The organism is Aeromonas simiae (assembly GCF_000820125.1).
GTDB classification, from domain to species: Bacteria; Pseudomonadota; Gammaproteobacteria; order Enterobacterales; family Aeromonadaceae; genus Aeromonas; species Aeromonas simiae.
In genome coordinates this window covers 42,633-58,923 of the sequence record NZ_CDBY01000069.1, presented here as the reverse complement: position 1 = coordinate 58,923, position 16,291 = coordinate 42,633, and the positions used below count along the sequence as shown (strand labels likewise).

Sequence of the window (16,291 nt, the reverse complement as noted above, 5' to 3'; positions counted from 1 at the left end):
TTTTCGATGCTGATTGACAGTCGTGACACCCTCAAGCGGGCCTGCTAGGCTGGCCCGGTTTCGATTCTGCTGCGAGGTATGTATGCCAAGACCCAAGATCCCGCGCCATATTTGCGGCCGCCCGGCGATCTCCTGTTTCAAACCCAATGGCAAACCACTGGTTGAGTGCGAGTCCGTGGTGCTGGCTGCCGACGAGTTTGAGGCGCTGCGGCTGGTCGATCTGGAGGGGTTGCAGCAGCAGGAGGCGGCGCGTCAGATGGGGGTCTCCCGTCAAACGTTGGCCAATGTGCTCAAAGGGGCGCGTGCCAAGGTGGTGGGGTGCCTGATGCATGGCCGGGCTTTGCGGATGCCTCAGTCACACGAAACGATGGATTAGCCACCCTTATGGGTGGCCATTCAGACGACCAGGGCAGCCAGAGGCTGCCCTGGTCGTCTGTGGCTCGCTCATGGTGTCGGGTTGAGCGTATCAAGGGGCGATCGCCGGGCACACGAGCAAAGACGGGTAGGGGCGTGGCGCTGTTGCCACGATGAGCCCGGCCGTGGCCGGCGCTCACGCCGGCTCACTCAACTCGGCGATGATCTCGCAAAAGGCCTGCACCTGCGGGGTAACCGGTGGAGTGGGGCAGACCAGGCCGATGAGCCAGCTAGCCTCGGGATCGAGCAGGGGCTGCGTCTTCACCGCCGGGTGATCGACCGTGGTGGAGGAGGGGATGATGGTCCATGCGATGCCGGCCGCGGCGCTGGCGATGCCGGCGGCAAAGTCGCCGACGTACTGCAACGTCCCTGGGCGCAGGCCGCTCTGGGCCAGGTAGTTCATCAGGTGATCGTGAAACGAGGGGGCCTTGTCGCGGCGCAAAATGGCGAGCGGATAGGCCAGCAATGACGTGATGTCCGCCAGGTCGGGGTAGGCTGCCGGCAGCACCGCCACGAAGTGGGCGCGCAGTACCGGCTGGGCATACCAGCCCTTGGGGGCGGGCAGGCGGCAAAAACCGAGATCGAGACGCCCCTCGGCGAGGGCCAGGATCTGGTGGTGGGTCGAGAGATCGCAAAGCTCCACCTGCACCGCCGGGCGCTCGGCGCGAAAGCGGGCGATGGCGGCGGGCACCAGGATGCGGGTCGCCACGCCAAACCCCACTCGCAGCGTGCCCTGGGCGCCGGCTAGAACGCCTTGGGCGGTATGCGGCAACTGCTCACAGCGGCGCACTATCTCCTGCGCCTCGCCAAGCAGAGCGTGACCGAGGGCGGTGAGACGGGTGGCGCTGGCGCTACGCTCGAACAGGGGGCCGCCGAGCGTCGCTTCAAGGCGCCTTATCTGCTTGCTGAGGGCCGATTGGGTGACGTGTTGGCGCGCCGCCGCCTGGCCAAAGTGCAGCACCTCGGCCAGGGTGGTGAACGCCTTGAGATCGCGCAGCTCCATTATTCCTCCTGGAAATTTTGAGATGCAATATTTGTCATTAGACGGAATTGTAAGCGCAGGCGATGCTAGGGCCAAGTCCGAGGGCCCCACGCGGGCGCCCTGTTGCCATTTCATGAGGAGCTGACCATGCACCATGCCCAACTCAAGCCTTTCCCGCAGGCGTTCTTGTGGGGCGCCGCCTCCGCCGCTTATCAGGTCGAGGGGGCCTGGAACGTCGACGGCAAGGGGCCGTCGGTGTGGGACACCTTCACCAAGATCCCCGGCACCACCTTCGAGGGGAGCAACGGCGACGTGGCGGTGGATCACTACCACCGCATGGAAGAGGACGTGGCCCTGATGGCCGAGATGGGGCTCAAGGCGTACCGCTTCTCGGTAAGCTGGCCACGCATCTTCCCAAGCGGGCGCGGCATGCCCAACGAGGCGGGGCTCGCCTTCTACGAGCGGCTCATCGACGCCCTGCTGGCGCGCGGCATAGAGCCGGTGCTGACGCTCTATCACTGGGACATGCCCCAGGCGCTGCAAGATGAGTACGGTGGCTGGGAAAGCCGGCGCATCATTGACGACTTTGAGCACTACTGTGTGACGCTCTATCAGCGCTTTGCTGGCAAGGTGAAATACTGGGTGTCGCTCAACGAGCAGAACTACAACCTGACCAACGCCTACCAGCTCGGCACCCATCCGCCCGCCGTGCAGGACAGAAAGCGCTTCTTTGCCGCCAACCACATCGCTTTTCTGGCCAACGCCAGGGCCATCAAGGCGTTCCGCCAGCATGTGCCACATGGCCTGATTGGCCCGAGCTTTGCCTACTCACCCGCCTATCCGGCCTCGAGTGCGCCGAGCGACATGCTCGCCTTTGAAAATGCCGAGGAGCTGACCAACTACTGGTGGCTCGATGCTTACTGCCTCGGCCGCTACCCGCTAGCGGCGCTCAACTGGCTGCGCGAGCAGGGCGAGGCGCCGGAGATCCTGCCAGGGGATCTGGCGCTGCTGGCCGAGGGCAAGCCCGATTACATCGGCGTCAACTACTACTACACCCTCACCTTCACCGATAACCCGCTGGGCGGGCAGGGGCTGGCGCGCATCAACACCACCGGCAAGAAGGGCACCACCCCCTCCAGCGGTATTCCTGGCCTCTATAAAACCGTCCCCAATCCGCATCTGGAGACCAGCAACTGGGACTGGGCCATCGACTCGACCGGCATGCGCATTGCCCTGCGCCGGCTCGCCTCGCGCTACGCCCTGCCGCTGATGATCACCGAAAACGGCCTGGGGGAGTTTGATCAACTGGGGGAGGGCGATCAGGTGCACGATGACTACCGTATCGCCTATCTCAAGAGTCATCTGCACGCCTGCCAGCAGGCGATGCAGGACGGGGTCGAGCTGCTCGGTTACTGCGCCTGGTCGTTTACCGACATCCTGAGCTGGCTCAACGGCTACCAGAAGCGCTACGGCTTTGTCTATGTGGACAGGGACGAGCAGGGGGGCTCTTTGCGCCGCATCCGCAAGGAGAGCTTCTTTTGGTATCAACAGGTGATCAAGGCGGGGCACCTGCTGGACTGACTGGGCGGGAGATGCAGAGGGGGGCTTAAAGCCCCCCTCTTGTTATTGCGGGTCACAGAGAGAGGCGCTGCACCGTTTCCGAGACATCGTTTGCGTCTTGCATGATCTCCTCGATTACCGCCGAGATGGTGTTGATCTGCTGTTTGCCCGATTCGGTGCGATCCGACACGGTGGCGACGGTGCGAGTGATCTGGCTGGCGATGGCGGAGTTTTGCTTGATGACCCCGGTGATCTCCTCGGTGGAGGAGGAGGTGCGGGCCGCCAGCTGGCGCACCTCGTCGGCCACCACGGCAAAGCCGCGCCCCTGCTCGCCGGCGCGGGCCGCCTCAATGGCGGCGTTGAGGGCCAGCAGGTTGGTCTGATCGGCGATGCTGCTGATGGTGGAGATGATCGCCTCTATGTTGCTCGACTGGGCGTTGAGCTGATCTATCTGGTGAGAGACGCTCTGTACCGAGTCGTTGATCTCCCCCGAGGTGGTCAGGAAGGCATCGATCAGCGTCCGGCCCCGGTTGGCCGAGGTGACCGTTTCGGTGGCGATATGGCACGCCTTCTGCGCCGCCTCGCGGATGGTGAGGCTCTTTTCGACCCGCTCCGTGATGTTGCTGGCTAACTTGATGATCTTCACCACCTTGCCCTCGTGGTTGAAGATGGGGTTGTAGGTGGCCTCCAGCCAGATCTTGCGGCCGAACTTGTCGATGCGCATGAACAGGCCGCTCTTGAGCTTGCCCGAGCCCAGATCCTGCCAGAAGGTGGGGTTTTGCTGGTAGAAGGCGGGATCGCAGAAGAGGCGGTGGTGCTGCCCCTGGATCTCGGCCAGGGAGTAACCAAAGCAGTGCAGGAAGTTATCGTTGGCGTGGGTGACTTCACCGTCGGGCAGAAAATCGATCACCGCCAGGGAGCGATCCAGCGCATCGAGCAGGGCCTGGGTGCGCTCGATTTTGGTTTGCTCGGCGGTGACGTCGGAGGCGATCTTGGCGATCGCCTTGACCTGCCCCTCCTGGATGATGGGGAAGTAGGTGGCCTCGAGCCAGATGGCCTTGCCCTGCTTACTGCGGCGGATGTAACGCCCGCTGCGAAACAGCCCGCCGCGCAGATCGCGCCAGAGCGCCTCGTACTCCGGCAGTTGAACATCCTCAGGGAAGCAGAGCATGCGGTGGTGCTGGCCCAGTACCTCGTCACGGCTGTAGCCGGTGACGCCGAGAAACAGCTCGTTGGCGAAGGTGACCGTCCCCTCCGGGGTGAACTGGATATAGGGCACCTTGTGCTCGATGGCGGATTGGAAACTGGAGAGTGATTGGAGGGAGGCGCGCAGGCGGGCGTTTTCTTCGAGCAGCTTCTTCTTTCCGAACATAGTGGTCATCCCTGTGAGACGTTGGCGGAAGGCACTCAGTGCGAGCTCTTTTCATGACGGAGCTGGTGTTGATAAAACGCACAGAATCAAGACTATAGATGGCGTCAAAGCACCGTCAAGGCGATGCCATGAAAACAGAGCCCCGCAGGGGCGGGGCTCGAAGGGGTCAGGCGGTGAGGCGGAAGCGTTGCACCAGCGTCTGCTGCTGCTCGGCCAGGTGGTCGAGCTGCTGGCTGGTGTTGGCAACCTGCTCGATGCCCTGGTAGTTGCGATCCGAGATATCGGAGATGCGATGCAAGTTGGTGGCGATGTCGGCACTGGTGGCCTGCTGCTGCTCGGCGGCGGCGGCGATCTGGCTCGACATGTCGTTGATCTGGGTGACGATACCCTGGATCTCCTCCATGGCGCCATTGGCATCCGAGCTCTGCTGTACGCTGGCCTCCATCTCATTGGAGCACTCGTCCATCACCTTGACCGCCCGGGAGACCGCCTGCTGCAGGTCGGCGATCATGGTGTGGATCTCGCTAGTGGAGTCGCTGGTGCGTGAGGCCAGCCCGCGCACCTCGTCGGCCACCACCGCAAAACCGCGCCCCTGCTCACCGGCTCGGGCTGCCTCGATGGCGGCGTTGAGGGCCAGCAGGTTGGTCTGCTCGGCGATGCCGCGGATGACCTCGAGGATGTTGCCAATCTTGTTGCTCATGACGCTGACATCTTGGATCACCTGGGCGGTGTGGTGCAGCTTGTCAGCCAGTTGGTGGGTGGTGGAGATGTTGCCCGCCATCACCTCGCGGCCCACCCGGGCAGCCTGCTCGACCTCTTGCACCTGCTCCAGGCTCAGGTGAGCGGCCTGGGCCACCTCGCGCACCGAGGCCTCCATCTCGGTCATGGCGGCGGCCACCGAGGCGGTTTCTGCCCGCTGGCGCTCCAGCTCGCCACGCACCTTCTCGGCGGTGTGACGGTTGCCGTGGGCTGCCTTGGTCAACTGGTTTGAGGCAAGCGAGAGCTGCTCGAGCACCTCGGCCATCTGAGTGATCAGCAGATTCACCTGGCGCGCCAGCTGGCCAAACTCATTTTGGTTGCGAAACGCCACCCGCTCGGTCATGTCGCCCTGGGTGACGGCGCCGAGGACTCGCAGCAGCTCCTGCAACGGACGGCGGATCGCCTTGCCAAGGCCCCATGCCACCAGCAGTGAGAGGGCGATGGCGACGGCGATGGCCAGCCCTTGCAGCAGGCGGCTTTGCACCAGCACCCCATCGGCGGCGGCGATGCTGCCGGCCATGATCTGCTCGCTTTGCTCGTTGACCTGGGCCAGGGTGGCCTGGATGTTGCCTACCAGCTCCCCGGCTTCGCGGCGCTTTTGCTGCATCGCCGACTGCTCGCTCATCAGGGCCAGGTATTGCATCAATACCCCGCCCTTGCCGGTGGTGTCACGGATAAAGGCGCGCACATGGTGGCCGACGTCGTTGTCGAAGTTGGGCAGCTCCCCTTCCAGATCCTTGACCGTGCTGTTGAAGCCGTCGATCTGCATCGCATTGCGTCGAAGGGCGGCCTCAATGGGGGCGGCGGTGGTCTGGTTGAGGGCATCCATGGTCGAGAGCTCGATGGTGGCGAGCTGGGTGGTGAGCTTCTCGGCCAGCATCTTGATGAAGCTGTCATCGATGCTCAACATCATGTCGGCTAGGTTCTTCTTGAACTGGGGCAGGGTGACCTGGAACTGCCCCTTGGCACGGTTCACCTTGCCCAGCCGCTCGAGCACGCTGCGATGAGCGTCGGGCAGGCTGGCGGTGAGGGCCTGATAGGCGGCGAGCTGCTCCTTGAGCTGGGCCAGTGGCGCGGCCAGTTGTGTGTGGGCGGCGGCGGCCTGATCCAACGTGGTGAGGGCCGCCGTGACGGCGTCCAGCCCTTGGCGCAGGTGGGTGATTTCGCCGTCGAGTTGTTTGACATCCTGCTCGGTCAAGGCATCGGCCAGCCACTTGTTGGCCGAGAGCAGGGCGACTTGCGTCTGGCTGCTGGCCAATACCAGAGGCATGGATTGATCCGTTACCTGGGTGAGCGCCTGCTTGAGCTGGTTTTGACTGCTGAAGGTGAGCGCCGAGGAGGCGAGCATCACGAGTACCAGGATGGCAAATCCAAGGTAGACCCGCTGCAGTATGGAGAGGTTGGCTATCGTCTGTTTCATTATTGTCCCGCTGTATCGCTAGTCCCTGACTGGTGGTCGTCCAGGGTATCGGCTGTTTTAACCATAAATGAAGCCAATATGACAATTCGTGTCGCAGAAAGCGGGAGCGCGTCACACTTGTGGTCAGGGGTGGCGTCACAAGGCACTTTCCTTTACCCTGCAAGCTCTGCCAACCCACTGTTAGCAAGGAGTTCACGCATGGCTGAGGAAACCATTTTCAGCAAGATCATCCGCAAAGAGATCCCCGCCCAGATCCTCTATCAGGACGAGCTGGTCACCGCCTTTCGTGACATCAACCCCAAGGCGCCGACCCACATTCTGATCGTGCCTAACACCCTGATCCCGACCGTCAATGACGTGGAGCCGGAGCACGAGCTGGCCCTGGGCCGTCTGTTCACCGTGGCGCGCAAGCTGGCCGCCGACGCCGGTATCGCCGAGGACGGTTATCGCCTCATCATGAACTGCAATCGCCACGGCGGGCAGGAGGTCTACCACATCCACATGCACCTGGTGGGCGGTAAGTCCCTCGGCCCGCTCCTTTGCTGCTAACGGTTCGTTGCAGGCCTGCCGGCCTGCTCCCCCTTCTGTTGACGCTCCTGCTGGGCGGCTGTGCCAGCTGGCAGGACTATTTCGTGACCTACTCGGATCAGAGTGCGAGCCTGCGCAACCAGCTGCGACTCGGCCAGGCGGCCGAGGCGCGCAAGGCGGTACGTGAATCGACGCCGGGTGATGGCAGCTATGTGCTCGACCGGCTGGAGGAGGGGCGCATCGCCCTGCTGGCCGGCGACGTTGCCGGCAGCCGCCGGGCGCTACAGGCAGCCGACATGGCGGTGCGCGCCGATGACGAGCGGGCCCGCATCCGGGTGCGTGATGGGCTGGAGCAGGCCGGCAGCCTGCTCTCTAACGACCAGACCATGACCTACGCCATCGCCGATTTTGAGCGCACCCTGCTGCACCACTATCTGGCCATCGACTACCTGCTGGCCGGGGAGCGTGAAGGGGCCCTGGTCGAGCTGCGTCTGGCCAACCAGGCCCAGGAGGCGGCGCTGGCCCGGCGGCGAGCCGCCGTGGCCGATGAGCGCGAGCGGCAAGTGGGCCAGCAGCTGGCGCAGCGCGCTCCCGCACTCGATCGCCTGCAAGGGGGGGTCAAGCACGGTTTTCTCAACCCCTACACCTTTTACTTCTCCGCCCTGCTCTATGAGGCGGACGGCGCGCTCAACGATGCCTGGGTCGATCTCAACCGGGCCATCGAGCTCGCCCCCGATAATCGGGCGGTGCAAGATGCCCTGCTGCGGCTGGCCCGGCTGCGCGGTGCGCCGGAGGAGATCGCAGCCCTCGAGCGGCGCGTCGGGCGCAAAGCGCCGGCCATTGATCCCAAGGCTGGAAACGTGGTGGTGCTCTATGAGGAGGGGATCATCGCGGCGCGCCGCGAACTCTGGCTGCCGCTCCCGCTGTCGACCTCGGCCGGCGATTTTCGTACCTTTACCGTGGCGCTGCCCTATTACGACAACCGCGCCGAGCCGAGCGTGCCGCTCGCCATCACGGCGGGTAAGGCTCACGGCAGCGCCGAACCTCTGGCCAATCTGGAGGCGCTCGCCGCCTACGATCTGCAAGAGAAGCTGCCTGGCATGGCCACGCGCCAGCTGCTGCGACTGGTGACCAAGGAGCAGCTGCGCCGGGTGGCGGCCGATAAGGGCAACGACGTCGGCAATCTGGTGGTGGGGCTGTTTAACACCCTCTCCGAGCATGCCGACACCCGCAGCTGGAGCACCTTGCCAGCACGGGCCGCCGCCTGGTCGGCCGAGGTGCCGGCCGGTCGGATCGAGCTGCTGCTCAATGGGCGCGGCGAGTCGGTCGAGGTGCGGCCCGGTCGCACCACCCTGGTGTGGGTGACCCGGGTCTCCCCCCATCTGCAAATCAGGAGTGTTCCCCTATGAAACAACGTGTAACCCGCGGCGCCTGCATGGCGGGAATGCTGCTCACCGCCCTGCTGATGGCAGGATGCAGCACCAATACCAGCGGTGTCTGGATGACCGGCTACAGCGGTCAGGCCGCCCAAGTGCAGGAGGGGCTCGACGTGCGCCTCACCGAGCGCGCCAGAACCCGCGAAAACGGGGTGCTCAAGGCCAGCGTCGAGATTGGCAATCTCCAGCGTAGCGATCGCACCTTGCAGTACCAGTTCACCTGGTTCGATGGTCAGGGGCAGGAGGTGGCCGTCGATGCTCGTCCCTGGCAGCCGCTGGCTCTGCACGGCCATCAGACCCGCACCCTGACTGCCACCGCTCCCCAGGCTGAGGTGGTCAGCTATCGCCTCTATGTTCGTGAAGTGTTGAAGGAATCCTACTGATGAAAATGCGTTCCCTGCTGCCCCTGACCTTGGGCGCCCTGCTGCTCGGCGGTTGCTCGAGCACCACCGTCTCTTACGGCGATCCGACCGCGACCGAGACCGTCACCGCCGATTACGGCTCCACCGATCTGCAAGGCATCGCCACCAAGATGGTCGACTCCATGCTGAGCTCGCCGGCCACCCGCGACATCACCGCGGCCGGTCGCCCTGTCATGTTCATGGACGCTATCCGCAACAAGACCTCGGAGCACATCGACACCGAGGCGGTCACCGACACCATCCGCACCAAGCTGCTCGCCTCCGGCCAGTTCCGCTTTGTCGACATGAGCAAGGTGGCGGCGGTCAAGCAGCAGCTTGAGTACCAGCAGAGCAGCGGCCTGGTCGACCCGGCCTCCATGGTGCGCCTTGGCAAGCAGACTGGTGCCCGTTACATGATGTACGGCAACCTCTCGAGCATCGTCAAAGACAATGGCAAGGTGAAGGATGTCTTCTACCAGATGACCATGAACCTGATGGATCTACAAAGCGGTGAGCTGGTGTGGGCCGATCAGAAGGAGATCCGCAAGCAGGCCCGCAAGTCCACCTTCGGCTGGTAAGTTGCGTCCGGCGCTGCCGCCCCCCTGGCATATGGCCACCGAGTTGCCGCTGTCGGGGGGGCTGACCAACCGCAATACTCGGCTGCGCCTGCCCGATGGCCGTGAGGCGTTCCTGCGTCAGGGTCACCCGGCGCCTGCCAGCCTGGGTATCGACCGCGCGGTGGAGTGGCAGCTCTATCGGCAGGCGGCTGCGGCGGGCCTCTCGCCCGCCTGCCATTACGCCGATCCGCCGCGCGGCCTGCTGCTCATCGACTGGTGCGCCGAGCCGAGCTGGGCCGAGGCGCCGCCGCCCCAGGCGCAGGCCATCCCTGCGCTGGCCAGGGTACTGGCGGTGCTGCACCGCTTTGCGGTGCCCCCGGTGCAGATGGCGGTACGCGCCCATGCGGCGCGCTACCGGCGCCAGCTGGCCGTTTTGCCCTCCTGGCTGAGTGCGCTGGAGCGGCCCCTGCTCGCGAGTCGCGAGCCCGATGAGTGCTGGCTTGCGTGTCACCACGATCTCAGCCCGGCCAACCTGCTCGGCCCGCGCCCCTGGGTGGTGGACTGGGAGTATGGCGCGGCCGGTCATCCCGGCTTCGAGCTGGCCTCTATCCTGCGCACCCACGGCTGGAGCGAGGAGGAGGGCGATGCGCTCGAGGCTTGCTATCGGGCCGCGGGCGGATCATGTTTTGAACTGAATTTTCGTCCCTTCCTGCCCTGGGTCGACTACATCGCCCTGCTCTGGGCGCTGGTGCGTCGGGGGGAGGGGGAGGATCCCGCTATCGAGGCGTGGATTGCGCGCTATCGTCAACGACTGGAGTGAGCCGATGACACGAATGAAAGCCTGGGGCGTAGGGGTGCTCTGCCTGCTGCTGGTGGGGTGCTCCACCCGCCTCATCTATTACTGGCTCGACTGGGCCATCGTCTGGCAGCTGGATGATTACTTCTCCCTGAGCCGGGAGCAAAAGAGTGCCCTCGATAGCGAGGTGCGCGGCCTGATGCAGTGGCACCGCCGCGCGGAGATCCCGACGTACGGCGCCCAGCTGACCGCCCTCAGCCGCGATGTGGCCAGCCCCATGTCGCCGACCCAGGTCGACAAGCACCTGAGCGCGCTGGAGGGGGATCTGGATCGGGTGATCGCCGACGCCATTCCGCGCACCGTGCGTCTGGCCACTTTGCTGACCGATCAGCAGTTTGCCAAGTTTCTCGGCGATCGGCGTAAGAAGCTGGCCGACAAGCAGGCCAGCTTCAAGCGCAGCAGCCGCGACGAGGAGCTCAAAGACTTCACCGAGAAGATGAACAAGCGTCTGGAGTTCTGGATTGGCTCGGTCAAGCCAGCTCAGGCGCCGCTGGTGGCGCGCTGGGTCGAGTGGCAGTACGAGCTGTACGGCCCCTGGCTTGACTACCAACAGCACTGGTGGGATGAGCTGGAGCAGGTGATCAAGCTCAAGGGAACGCCGCAGTTTGAGGCGCGCCTTGGCACCCTGCTCACCAGCGGCGACAGCCTGATGGGGGGGCGCTACACCGGCTACACCGCCCAGTCGCGCCAGCGCACCGTGCAGTGGCTCTCGGATCTCAGTCAGACCCTGGATCTCTCCCAGCGGGCCCACCTCTATGGCCTGCTCAAGGGGTATGCCAACGACTTCCTGGCCATGGCCCGCGCGGGCTAAGTCACACCTTGCCAAGGCGGCCTCTGGGTCGCCTTGTTTTTATATCCATCAACATGCTATGGTCATCCCGTTATTCTATATGGTGATGAACGTGCTGCTTCGCTTGCGCTCCCTGCTGCTGATGTTACTGATGGCCATGGCCCTCAGCACCGCCCTGGCCACCGGCCCGGGGGAGCGCGCTGTGCCTGCCCAGCAGGGGGTGCTACAGAGCAGCGTGCCGCTCAAGGATCACCTTGAAGCCGCGTTTACCCACCAGAGTCATCTGCTGCGCCTTGAGCAGGCGCTACGCGCCGATGACGAGACCCCGGGAGCCCGCTACCGCTTGCTCACCGAGTGGTCGCTCGGCGATATCCTGCTGCTGCTGTGTGGCCTGCTGGCCCCGGCTGGCGTTGCCTACCACAGGCACAGCTTTCGCGATCGCTTCAGCCGCTATGATCGGCGGCAACACGCCTACGCCCATCTGCTCTACCGCTTCAGTCACCGACGCCGTCACGCCTCCCCTGTGACGGCCTGATCCCGGCGCTTTCGCCCACAGGCCTCACCCTCCTTGTCTTCATCCCGCAGTGCGGGGAGTCATTGAATCACATTGATGGGGTCTGTCATGACCATGTTATCCCGTGCGCGTGCCCAGCATGCGCCGCTCAACCGCATGAGCCGCTGGAACTATGCCCTGCTCGCGCTCATGTTGGTGACGTTTGCTTTTTATTCGCTGCCGACCTTCTTCGGCGAGCAGCCCGCCATCGGCCTGCATGGCCAGCACGAGCTCAGCCTTGAGCAGACGCGGGCGCTCGAGGTGCGCCAGGTTGCCCCCAGCCAGACGCTGGAGGCGGGAGATCGCCTGACCCTGGTCTTCGCCAGCCAGGATGATCAACAAAGCGCCAAGCAGGCGCTCGATGCCCTCGGCGCCACCACCACCCTGGAGTTCCACGCCAATGCGCCGGCCTGGATCAAGGCCATGGGGGCGGCCCCGATCAAGTTGGGGCTCGATCTGCGCGGCGGCTCCCAGCTGTTGATCGCAGTCGACACCGACTTTGTGCTCGACCGGCAGAGCAGCAACCTAGTCGACATGGTGCGCCAGACGCTGCGCGAGGCGCGCCTGCGCGGCGCCTCGGTTCAGAAGGCGGCCATCGACAGGGTGCGCGTCAATTTGCCCGAGGGGGTCGATGAGGGGGCCTATGCGGCCGCCATCCGCCCCTTGCTGGGCAACCAGCAGTGGCAGCTGGAGCGCCGTGACGGCACCTTGCTGCTGACGCTGGGCCAGGAGGAGCGGGCGCAGCTGGTCACCAATGCGGTGATCCAGAACCAGAAGATCCTGCAAAAGCGCATCAACGAACTCGGCATCGTCGAGGCGGCGGTGCAGCGTCAGGGCCCCAGCGCGATCCGCATCGAGCTGCCTGGGGTGCACAACCCCAAGCAGGCCAAGGATGTGCTGGGGGCGACCGCTTCGCTCGCCTTCTATGAAGTGCGCGGCGAGAGCCACTTCACCATCAACGATCGCACCGGTCAGCCGGTGCCGCTTACCCGCAAGCCAGTGCTGACTGGCGATCACATCGTCGACGCCCGCGCCAGCCTCGGTGAGACCGGCCAGCCTCAGGTGGGGATCGTGCTCGACGGGGCCGGTGGCAACCAGATGAACCGGTTCAGCCGGGTTAACGTCGGCAAGCCGATGGCCACCGTCTTCACCGAGTACAAGACCAACGCCCAGGGGCAGTTGCGGGCCAGCAACGAGGTGATCAACGTCGCCACCATCCAGACCGCGCTCGGCAACCAGTTCCGCATCACCGGCCTGGCCAGCATGGGCGAGGCGCAGGAGCTGGCCATGCTGCTGCGCGCCGGCGCCCTCACCGCACCGCTCAAGATCCTGGAAGAGCGCAGCATAGGCCCGAGTCTCGGGATGCAGAACATTGAGGCTGGCTTCACCGCGCTGGCCTTCGGCATGGCCGGCATGATGCTGTTCATGGTGCTCTGGTATCGCAAGTTCGGCTGGGTGGCCGTGACGGCGCTGGTGGCCAACCTGCTGATGCAGGTGGGCATGCTGGCCCTGTTGCCGGGGGCAGTGTTGACCCTGCCCGGCATCGCCGGTCTGGTGCTCACGGTCGGCATGGCGGTGGATACCCACGTGCTTATCTTCGAGCGCATTCGCGATCGGCTGCGCGAGGGGGGGAGTCTGGCCAACGCCATCGACTTTGGCTATCGCTCGGCGTTTCGCACCATCTTTGACGCCAACATCACCACCCTCATCAGCGCGGTGATCCTCTACTCGGTGGGCTCGGGCCCGCTGCAGGGCTTCTCCATTACCCTGATCCTGGGGCTTATCTCCAGCATGATCACCGGTATCTGGGGCACCCGCGCCATCATCAACCCCATCTGGGGACAAAGCAGCCTGAAACTGTTGAGGATCTGAGCCATGTTGAACCGTTTTCTGCACGATCTGACCCGCTGGCGCTATATCGGCCTCGGCCTCTCGGTCATCCTGACCCTTTACTGCGCCTGGCTGCTGTGGGCCCATGGCCTGCAACTGGGGCTCGACTTTACCGGCGGCTCGCTGCTTGAGTTTCGCATCGACACCCTGCGCAGCACCCACGAGCTCAACGCCCTGCTGACGGCGCCGCTCAAGGGGGCGGTCGAGCTGCACCCGGCCGGGGTGCCGGGGGAGTGGCTCATCAAGTTGCCGGAGCACGCCCTGGCCTGGACACCCCAGGAGCTGGCGAGCCTGCTCGGGCAGCAGTTTGATCTGCCGGTCGAGCTGCTGCGCACCACCCAGGTTGGCCCGCAAGTGGGGGCCGAGCTGCTCGAGCAGGGGATGCTGGCGCTCTTGGCGGCCTCGGTGGCCATCGCCGCCTACCTGGCGTTTCGCTTCGAGTGGCGTCAGGCCATCGGGGTGCTGGTCTCGGTGCTGCACGATGCGCTGGTGGCCCTTGGCCTCATCGCCCTGTTTGGGATTGAGTTCGATCTCAACGTCATCGCCGGCCTGATGGCGGTGATCGGCTATTCGCTCAACGACAGCATCGTCATCTCGGATCGGTTGCGCGACATCCTGAGCTCGCGCCAGCCGCCGGCGATCCACGAGTGCACCAACCGGGCGGTGATCGCCACCTTCAGCCGTACCCTGATCACCTCGGGCACCACCCTGTTTACCGTGGGGGCGCTCTTGCTGTTCGGCGGTGAGGCGCTCTATGGCTTCTCGTTCACCCTGTTCACCGGCATCCTGGTGGGGACGCTGTCGTCCATCACCATCGCCACCCCGGTGCAGGAGCTGCTCGGTCTCTCGCCGAACGCTTATCAAAAAGAGGAGGTGCTGCCGGAAGGGGCATGAAGCAAGCGGGCCATGGGCCCGCTGGTTGGGGGGTGCCTCAGCGCTCTGGCAGGGTATTGACGAAACGCAGCGCCGGGCGTGCACGCTCGGCCTCGCGCGCCGCTTGAGCCGCGTCATAGCGGTGTTGGGCCTGCGCCATGGCCTCGACGTTCTGCTGTGCCCAGCCGGTGAGCTGCTCCATGGTGGCGGCAAACGAGAGCCCAAGCTCGGTCAGGCCATATTCGACCCGCACCGGCACGCAGGGGAACAGCTCGCGGCTCACTAGGCCGTCGCGCTCGAGCTGCTTGAGCTTTTGTGAGAGCACCTTCTGGGAGATGCCGTCGATGCGGCGCTTGAGATCGTTAAAGCGCAGCGGCGCCCCCTCTTTGCGCAGCAGCCCGATGATGAGCAGCACCCAGCTCTCGGCCAGCCGATCGAAGAAGAGGCGGGCCGGGCAGTGGCGTGAATAAACGTCGTAGGGGACAGTGTCCATAGGTTTCCTCCAGGTAACCAAGGTTCTTGCCGGACACTCATTGTGGCGGGCGGTTTCTGAAAGATACCATCAGCTCGGATCGCGGCACCAGCAGGCGTCGCTTCATCAGTCAATCTACAGAGAGGTTAATATGGTCAAGACAGTCGTGGTCTACTTTTCCGGTTACGGTCATACCCGCAAGGTGGCCGAGGAGGTGGCGAAGGGGGCCGAGGCTGAGCTCGTCGTCGTCAATGAGCAGGGCGAGATCGGCGAAGCCGGCTTCACGGCGCTCAATGAGGCCGATGCCATCATCTTCGGCGCACCGACCTACATGGGTGGGGTGCCCTGGCAGTTCAAGAAGTTTGCCGATGAAAGCTCCAAGGTGTGGTTCAACCGTGGCTGGCAGGACAAGGTGTTTGGCGGCTTTACCATCAGTGCCAGCCTCAACGGTGACAAGCAGGTGACCCTCATCTATTTGCAGACCCTGGCCTCCCAGCACGGCGGGATCTGGGTCAGCCTCGGCCAACTGCCGGCCAACACCCAGGCCTCGACCCGTGCCGAGGCCAACAGCTTGGGCGGCTCGGTCGGCCTGCTGACCCAGGGCCCTTCCGATGCCGGGTCTGAGGCGATCCCGCAAGGGGATCTGGAGAGTGCTCGCCGCTATGGGGCGCGAGTGGCGGGGGTCGCCGCCAGATTGCGTGGCTAAGGCCCGTCTCAATACCGTCACGCCCGGCTATGCCGGGCGTTTTTTTATCTACGTCACTCAAAATGAGGAGCCGGGTTGGGTTAAGAAGCTGAGCTCGGCCTCGCTGCTCTCTCGCCCCAGCACGGCATTGCGGTGGGGGAAGCGGCCAAAGCGGGCGATGATGGCCTGGTGGCGGCGGGCGAAGTCGAGGTACTCATCGAACAGTCCCGGCCCCTGCTCGCGGGCGAGCGCCTCGAACAGGGCGACACAGCGATCTTGCAGCGGCAGGGATTCGGCATGCTCGAGCGGCAGGTAGAAAAAGACCCGCTCCAGCGCGCTCAGCGACTGATCCGCGCCGCTTGCCAGCCCCTCAAGGCAGAGCTCGCGGGCGCGGGCATCCTGGGCGAACGCGGCGCCTGAGCCCCGGTGCAGGTTGCGCGGCAACTGGTCGAGCAGCAGGATCAGCGCCAGCCGCCCCGGCGGGCTGTGGGCCCACTCATCGAGCCGTCCGGCTGCGGCGTCGGCGGCCAGGGCGCCAAATTCGCGGCGCAGCCAGGCGTCGGTCTCCTCCGATTTGCCCCACCAGAGGGGGGCCTGACGACGGGCGCGGGTGAGATCATCGGCCGGCTCGCCAAACCAGGCGGCGAGCAGTGGGGTCCATGGGGACATGTGCATTCTCCAGCAGGGGAAGGAGAGACGAATGTAACCGCAAGAGGGGGGGCCATGGCAACCCGTTGCCGCCG

At 64.7% G+C, this 16,291-nt stretch carries 17 protein-coding genes; 12 read left to right on the top strand and 5 right to left on the bottom strand.

All coding sequences use genetic code 11. The annotated features are described in order from the left end of the window. Positions 1-82 precede the first annotated feature (82 nt). Positions 83-376: a DUF134 domain-containing protein gene (locus BN1134_RS15015; RefSeq protein WP_042048204.1), complete on the top strand. Its 294-nt coding sequence runs from the start codon at positions 83-85 to the stop codon at positions 374-376. A gap of 174 nt (positions 377-550) precedes the next feature. On the opposite strand, the gene BN1134_RS15010 is transcribed toward BN1134_RS15015, so the two are convergent. Next, positions 551-1,417 carry a LysR family transcriptional regulator gene (locus BN1134_RS15010; RefSeq protein ID WP_042048203.1) on the bottom strand — a complete coding sequence of 289 codons (867 nt, stop codon included), beginning with the start codon at positions 1,415-1,417 and terminating at the stop codon, positions 551-553. A 126-nt stretch (positions 1,418-1,543) separates the two neighbouring features. On the opposite strand from BN1134_RS15010, the gene BN1134_RS15005 reads away from it, so the two are divergent. Continuing rightward, positions 1,544-2,977, top strand: a complete 1,434-nt coding sequence (locus BN1134_RS15005) for a glycoside hydrolase family 1 protein (RefSeq protein WP_042048202.1) — start codon at positions 1,544-1,546, stop codon at positions 2,975-2,977. A 52-nt stretch (positions 2,978-3,029) separates the two neighbouring features. Here the strand turns inward: BN1134_RS15005 and BN1134_RS20315 are convergent, their stop codons facing one another. Together BN1134_RS20315 and BN1134_RS14995 are read right to left on the bottom strand one after the other, a co-directional pair. Beyond that, positions 3,030-4,328: a methyl-accepting chemotaxis protein gene (locus tag BN1134_RS20315; RefSeq protein ID WP_042048201.1), complete on the bottom strand. Its 1,299-nt coding sequence runs from the start codon at positions 4,326-4,328 to the stop codon at positions 3,030-3,032. A gap of 166 nt (positions 4,329-4,494) precedes the next feature. Next, positions 4,495-6,507, bottom strand: a complete 2,013-nt coding sequence (locus BN1134_RS14995; protein WP_042048200.1) for a methyl-accepting chemotaxis protein — start codon at positions 6,505-6,507, stop codon at positions 4,495-4,497. Between the two features lie 198 nt (positions 6,508-6,705). Between BN1134_RS14995 and hinT the strand changes: the two genes are divergently transcribed. The 9 genes from hinT (at position 6,706) to secF (ending at position 14,412) form a co-directional block, all read left to right on the top strand. Further along, a complete protein-coding gene (hinT, locus tag BN1134_RS14990; RefSeq protein WP_042048198.1) occupies positions 6,706-7,056 on the top strand; it encodes a purine nucleoside phosphoramidase in 351 nt (116 codons plus the stop codon). Then, on the top strand, positions 7,050-8,444 hold the full coding sequence (locus BN1134_RS14985) for a COG3014 family protein (RefSeq protein WP_042048210.1): 1,395 nt from the start codon (positions 7,050-7,052) through the stop codon (positions 8,442-8,444). Before hinT ends, BN1134_RS14985 begins: the two co-directional genes overlap by 7 nt. Continuing rightward, positions 8,441-8,854 carry a YcfL family putative periplasmic lipoprotein gene (locus BN1134_RS14980; protein ID WP_232300658.1) on the top strand — a complete coding sequence of 138 codons (414 nt, stop codon included), beginning with the start codon at positions 8,441-8,443 and terminating at the stop codon, positions 8,852-8,854. The genes BN1134_RS14985 and BN1134_RS14980 overlap by 4 nt, the downstream gene beginning before the upstream one ends. Then, positions 8,854-9,450 carry a penicillin-binding protein activator LpoB gene (gene lpoB / locus BN1134_RS14975; protein WP_042048196.1) on the top strand — a complete coding sequence of 199 codons (597 nt, stop codon included), beginning with the start codon at positions 8,854-8,856 and terminating at the stop codon, positions 9,448-9,450. The genes BN1134_RS14980 and lpoB overlap by 1 nt, the downstream gene beginning before the upstream one ends. Before the next feature lie 31 nt (positions 9,451-9,481). After that, positions 9,482-10,249 (top strand): choline/ethanolamine kinase family protein, encoded by a 768-nt coding sequence (locus tag BN1134_RS14970; RefSeq protein ID WP_042048195.1) that lies wholly within the window; start codon positions 9,482-9,484, stop codon positions 10,247-10,249. Between the two features lie 4 nt (positions 10,250-10,253). After that, a complete protein-coding gene (locus BN1134_RS14965; protein ID WP_042048194.1) occupies positions 10,254-11,096 on the top strand; it encodes a DUF6279 family lipoprotein in 843 nt (280 codons plus the stop codon). A 91-nt stretch (positions 11,097-11,187) separates the two neighbouring features. Continuing rightward, positions 11,188-11,610: a hypothetical protein gene (locus tag BN1134_RS18955; protein ID WP_156991810.1), complete on the top strand. Its 423-nt coding sequence runs from the start codon at positions 11,188-11,190 to the stop codon at positions 11,608-11,610. A 75-nt stretch (positions 11,611-11,685) separates the two neighbouring features. Beyond that, complete coding sequence (gene secD / locus BN1134_RS14955; RefSeq protein ID WP_408862731.1) at positions 11,686-13,500, top strand: protein translocase subunit SecD; 1,815 nt, start codon at positions 11,686-11,688, stop codon at positions 13,498-13,500. Positions 13,501-13,503: 3 nt separating this feature from the next. After that, positions 13,504-14,412 (top strand): protein translocase subunit SecF, encoded by a 909-nt coding sequence (secF, locus tag BN1134_RS14950; RefSeq protein ID WP_042048191.1) that lies wholly within the window; start codon positions 13,504-13,506, stop codon positions 14,410-14,412. A gap of 37 nt (positions 14,413-14,449) precedes the next feature. Here secF and BN1134_RS14945 read toward each other — a convergent pair whose 3' ends face one another. Then, positions 14,450-14,884 (bottom strand): winged helix-turn-helix transcriptional regulator, encoded by a 435-nt coding sequence (locus tag BN1134_RS14945; protein ID WP_042048190.1) that lies wholly within the window; start codon positions 14,882-14,884, stop codon positions 14,450-14,452. Between the two features lie 130 nt (positions 14,885-15,014). On the opposite strand from BN1134_RS14945, the gene BN1134_RS14940 reads away from it, so the two are divergent. Further along, positions 15,015-15,569, top strand: coding sequence for a flavodoxin family protein (locus BN1134_RS14940; protein ID WP_042048189.1), 555 nt, complete (start codon positions 15,015-15,017; stop codon positions 15,567-15,569). A 57-nt stretch (positions 15,570-15,626) separates the two neighbouring features. On the opposite strand, the gene BN1134_RS14935 is transcribed toward BN1134_RS14940, so the two are convergent. After that, positions 15,627-16,217, bottom strand: a complete 591-nt coding sequence (locus tag BN1134_RS14935) for a DUF924 family protein (RefSeq protein ID WP_042048188.1) — start codon at positions 16,215-16,217, stop codon at positions 15,627-15,629. Positions 16,218-16,291: the final 74 nt, after the last annotated feature.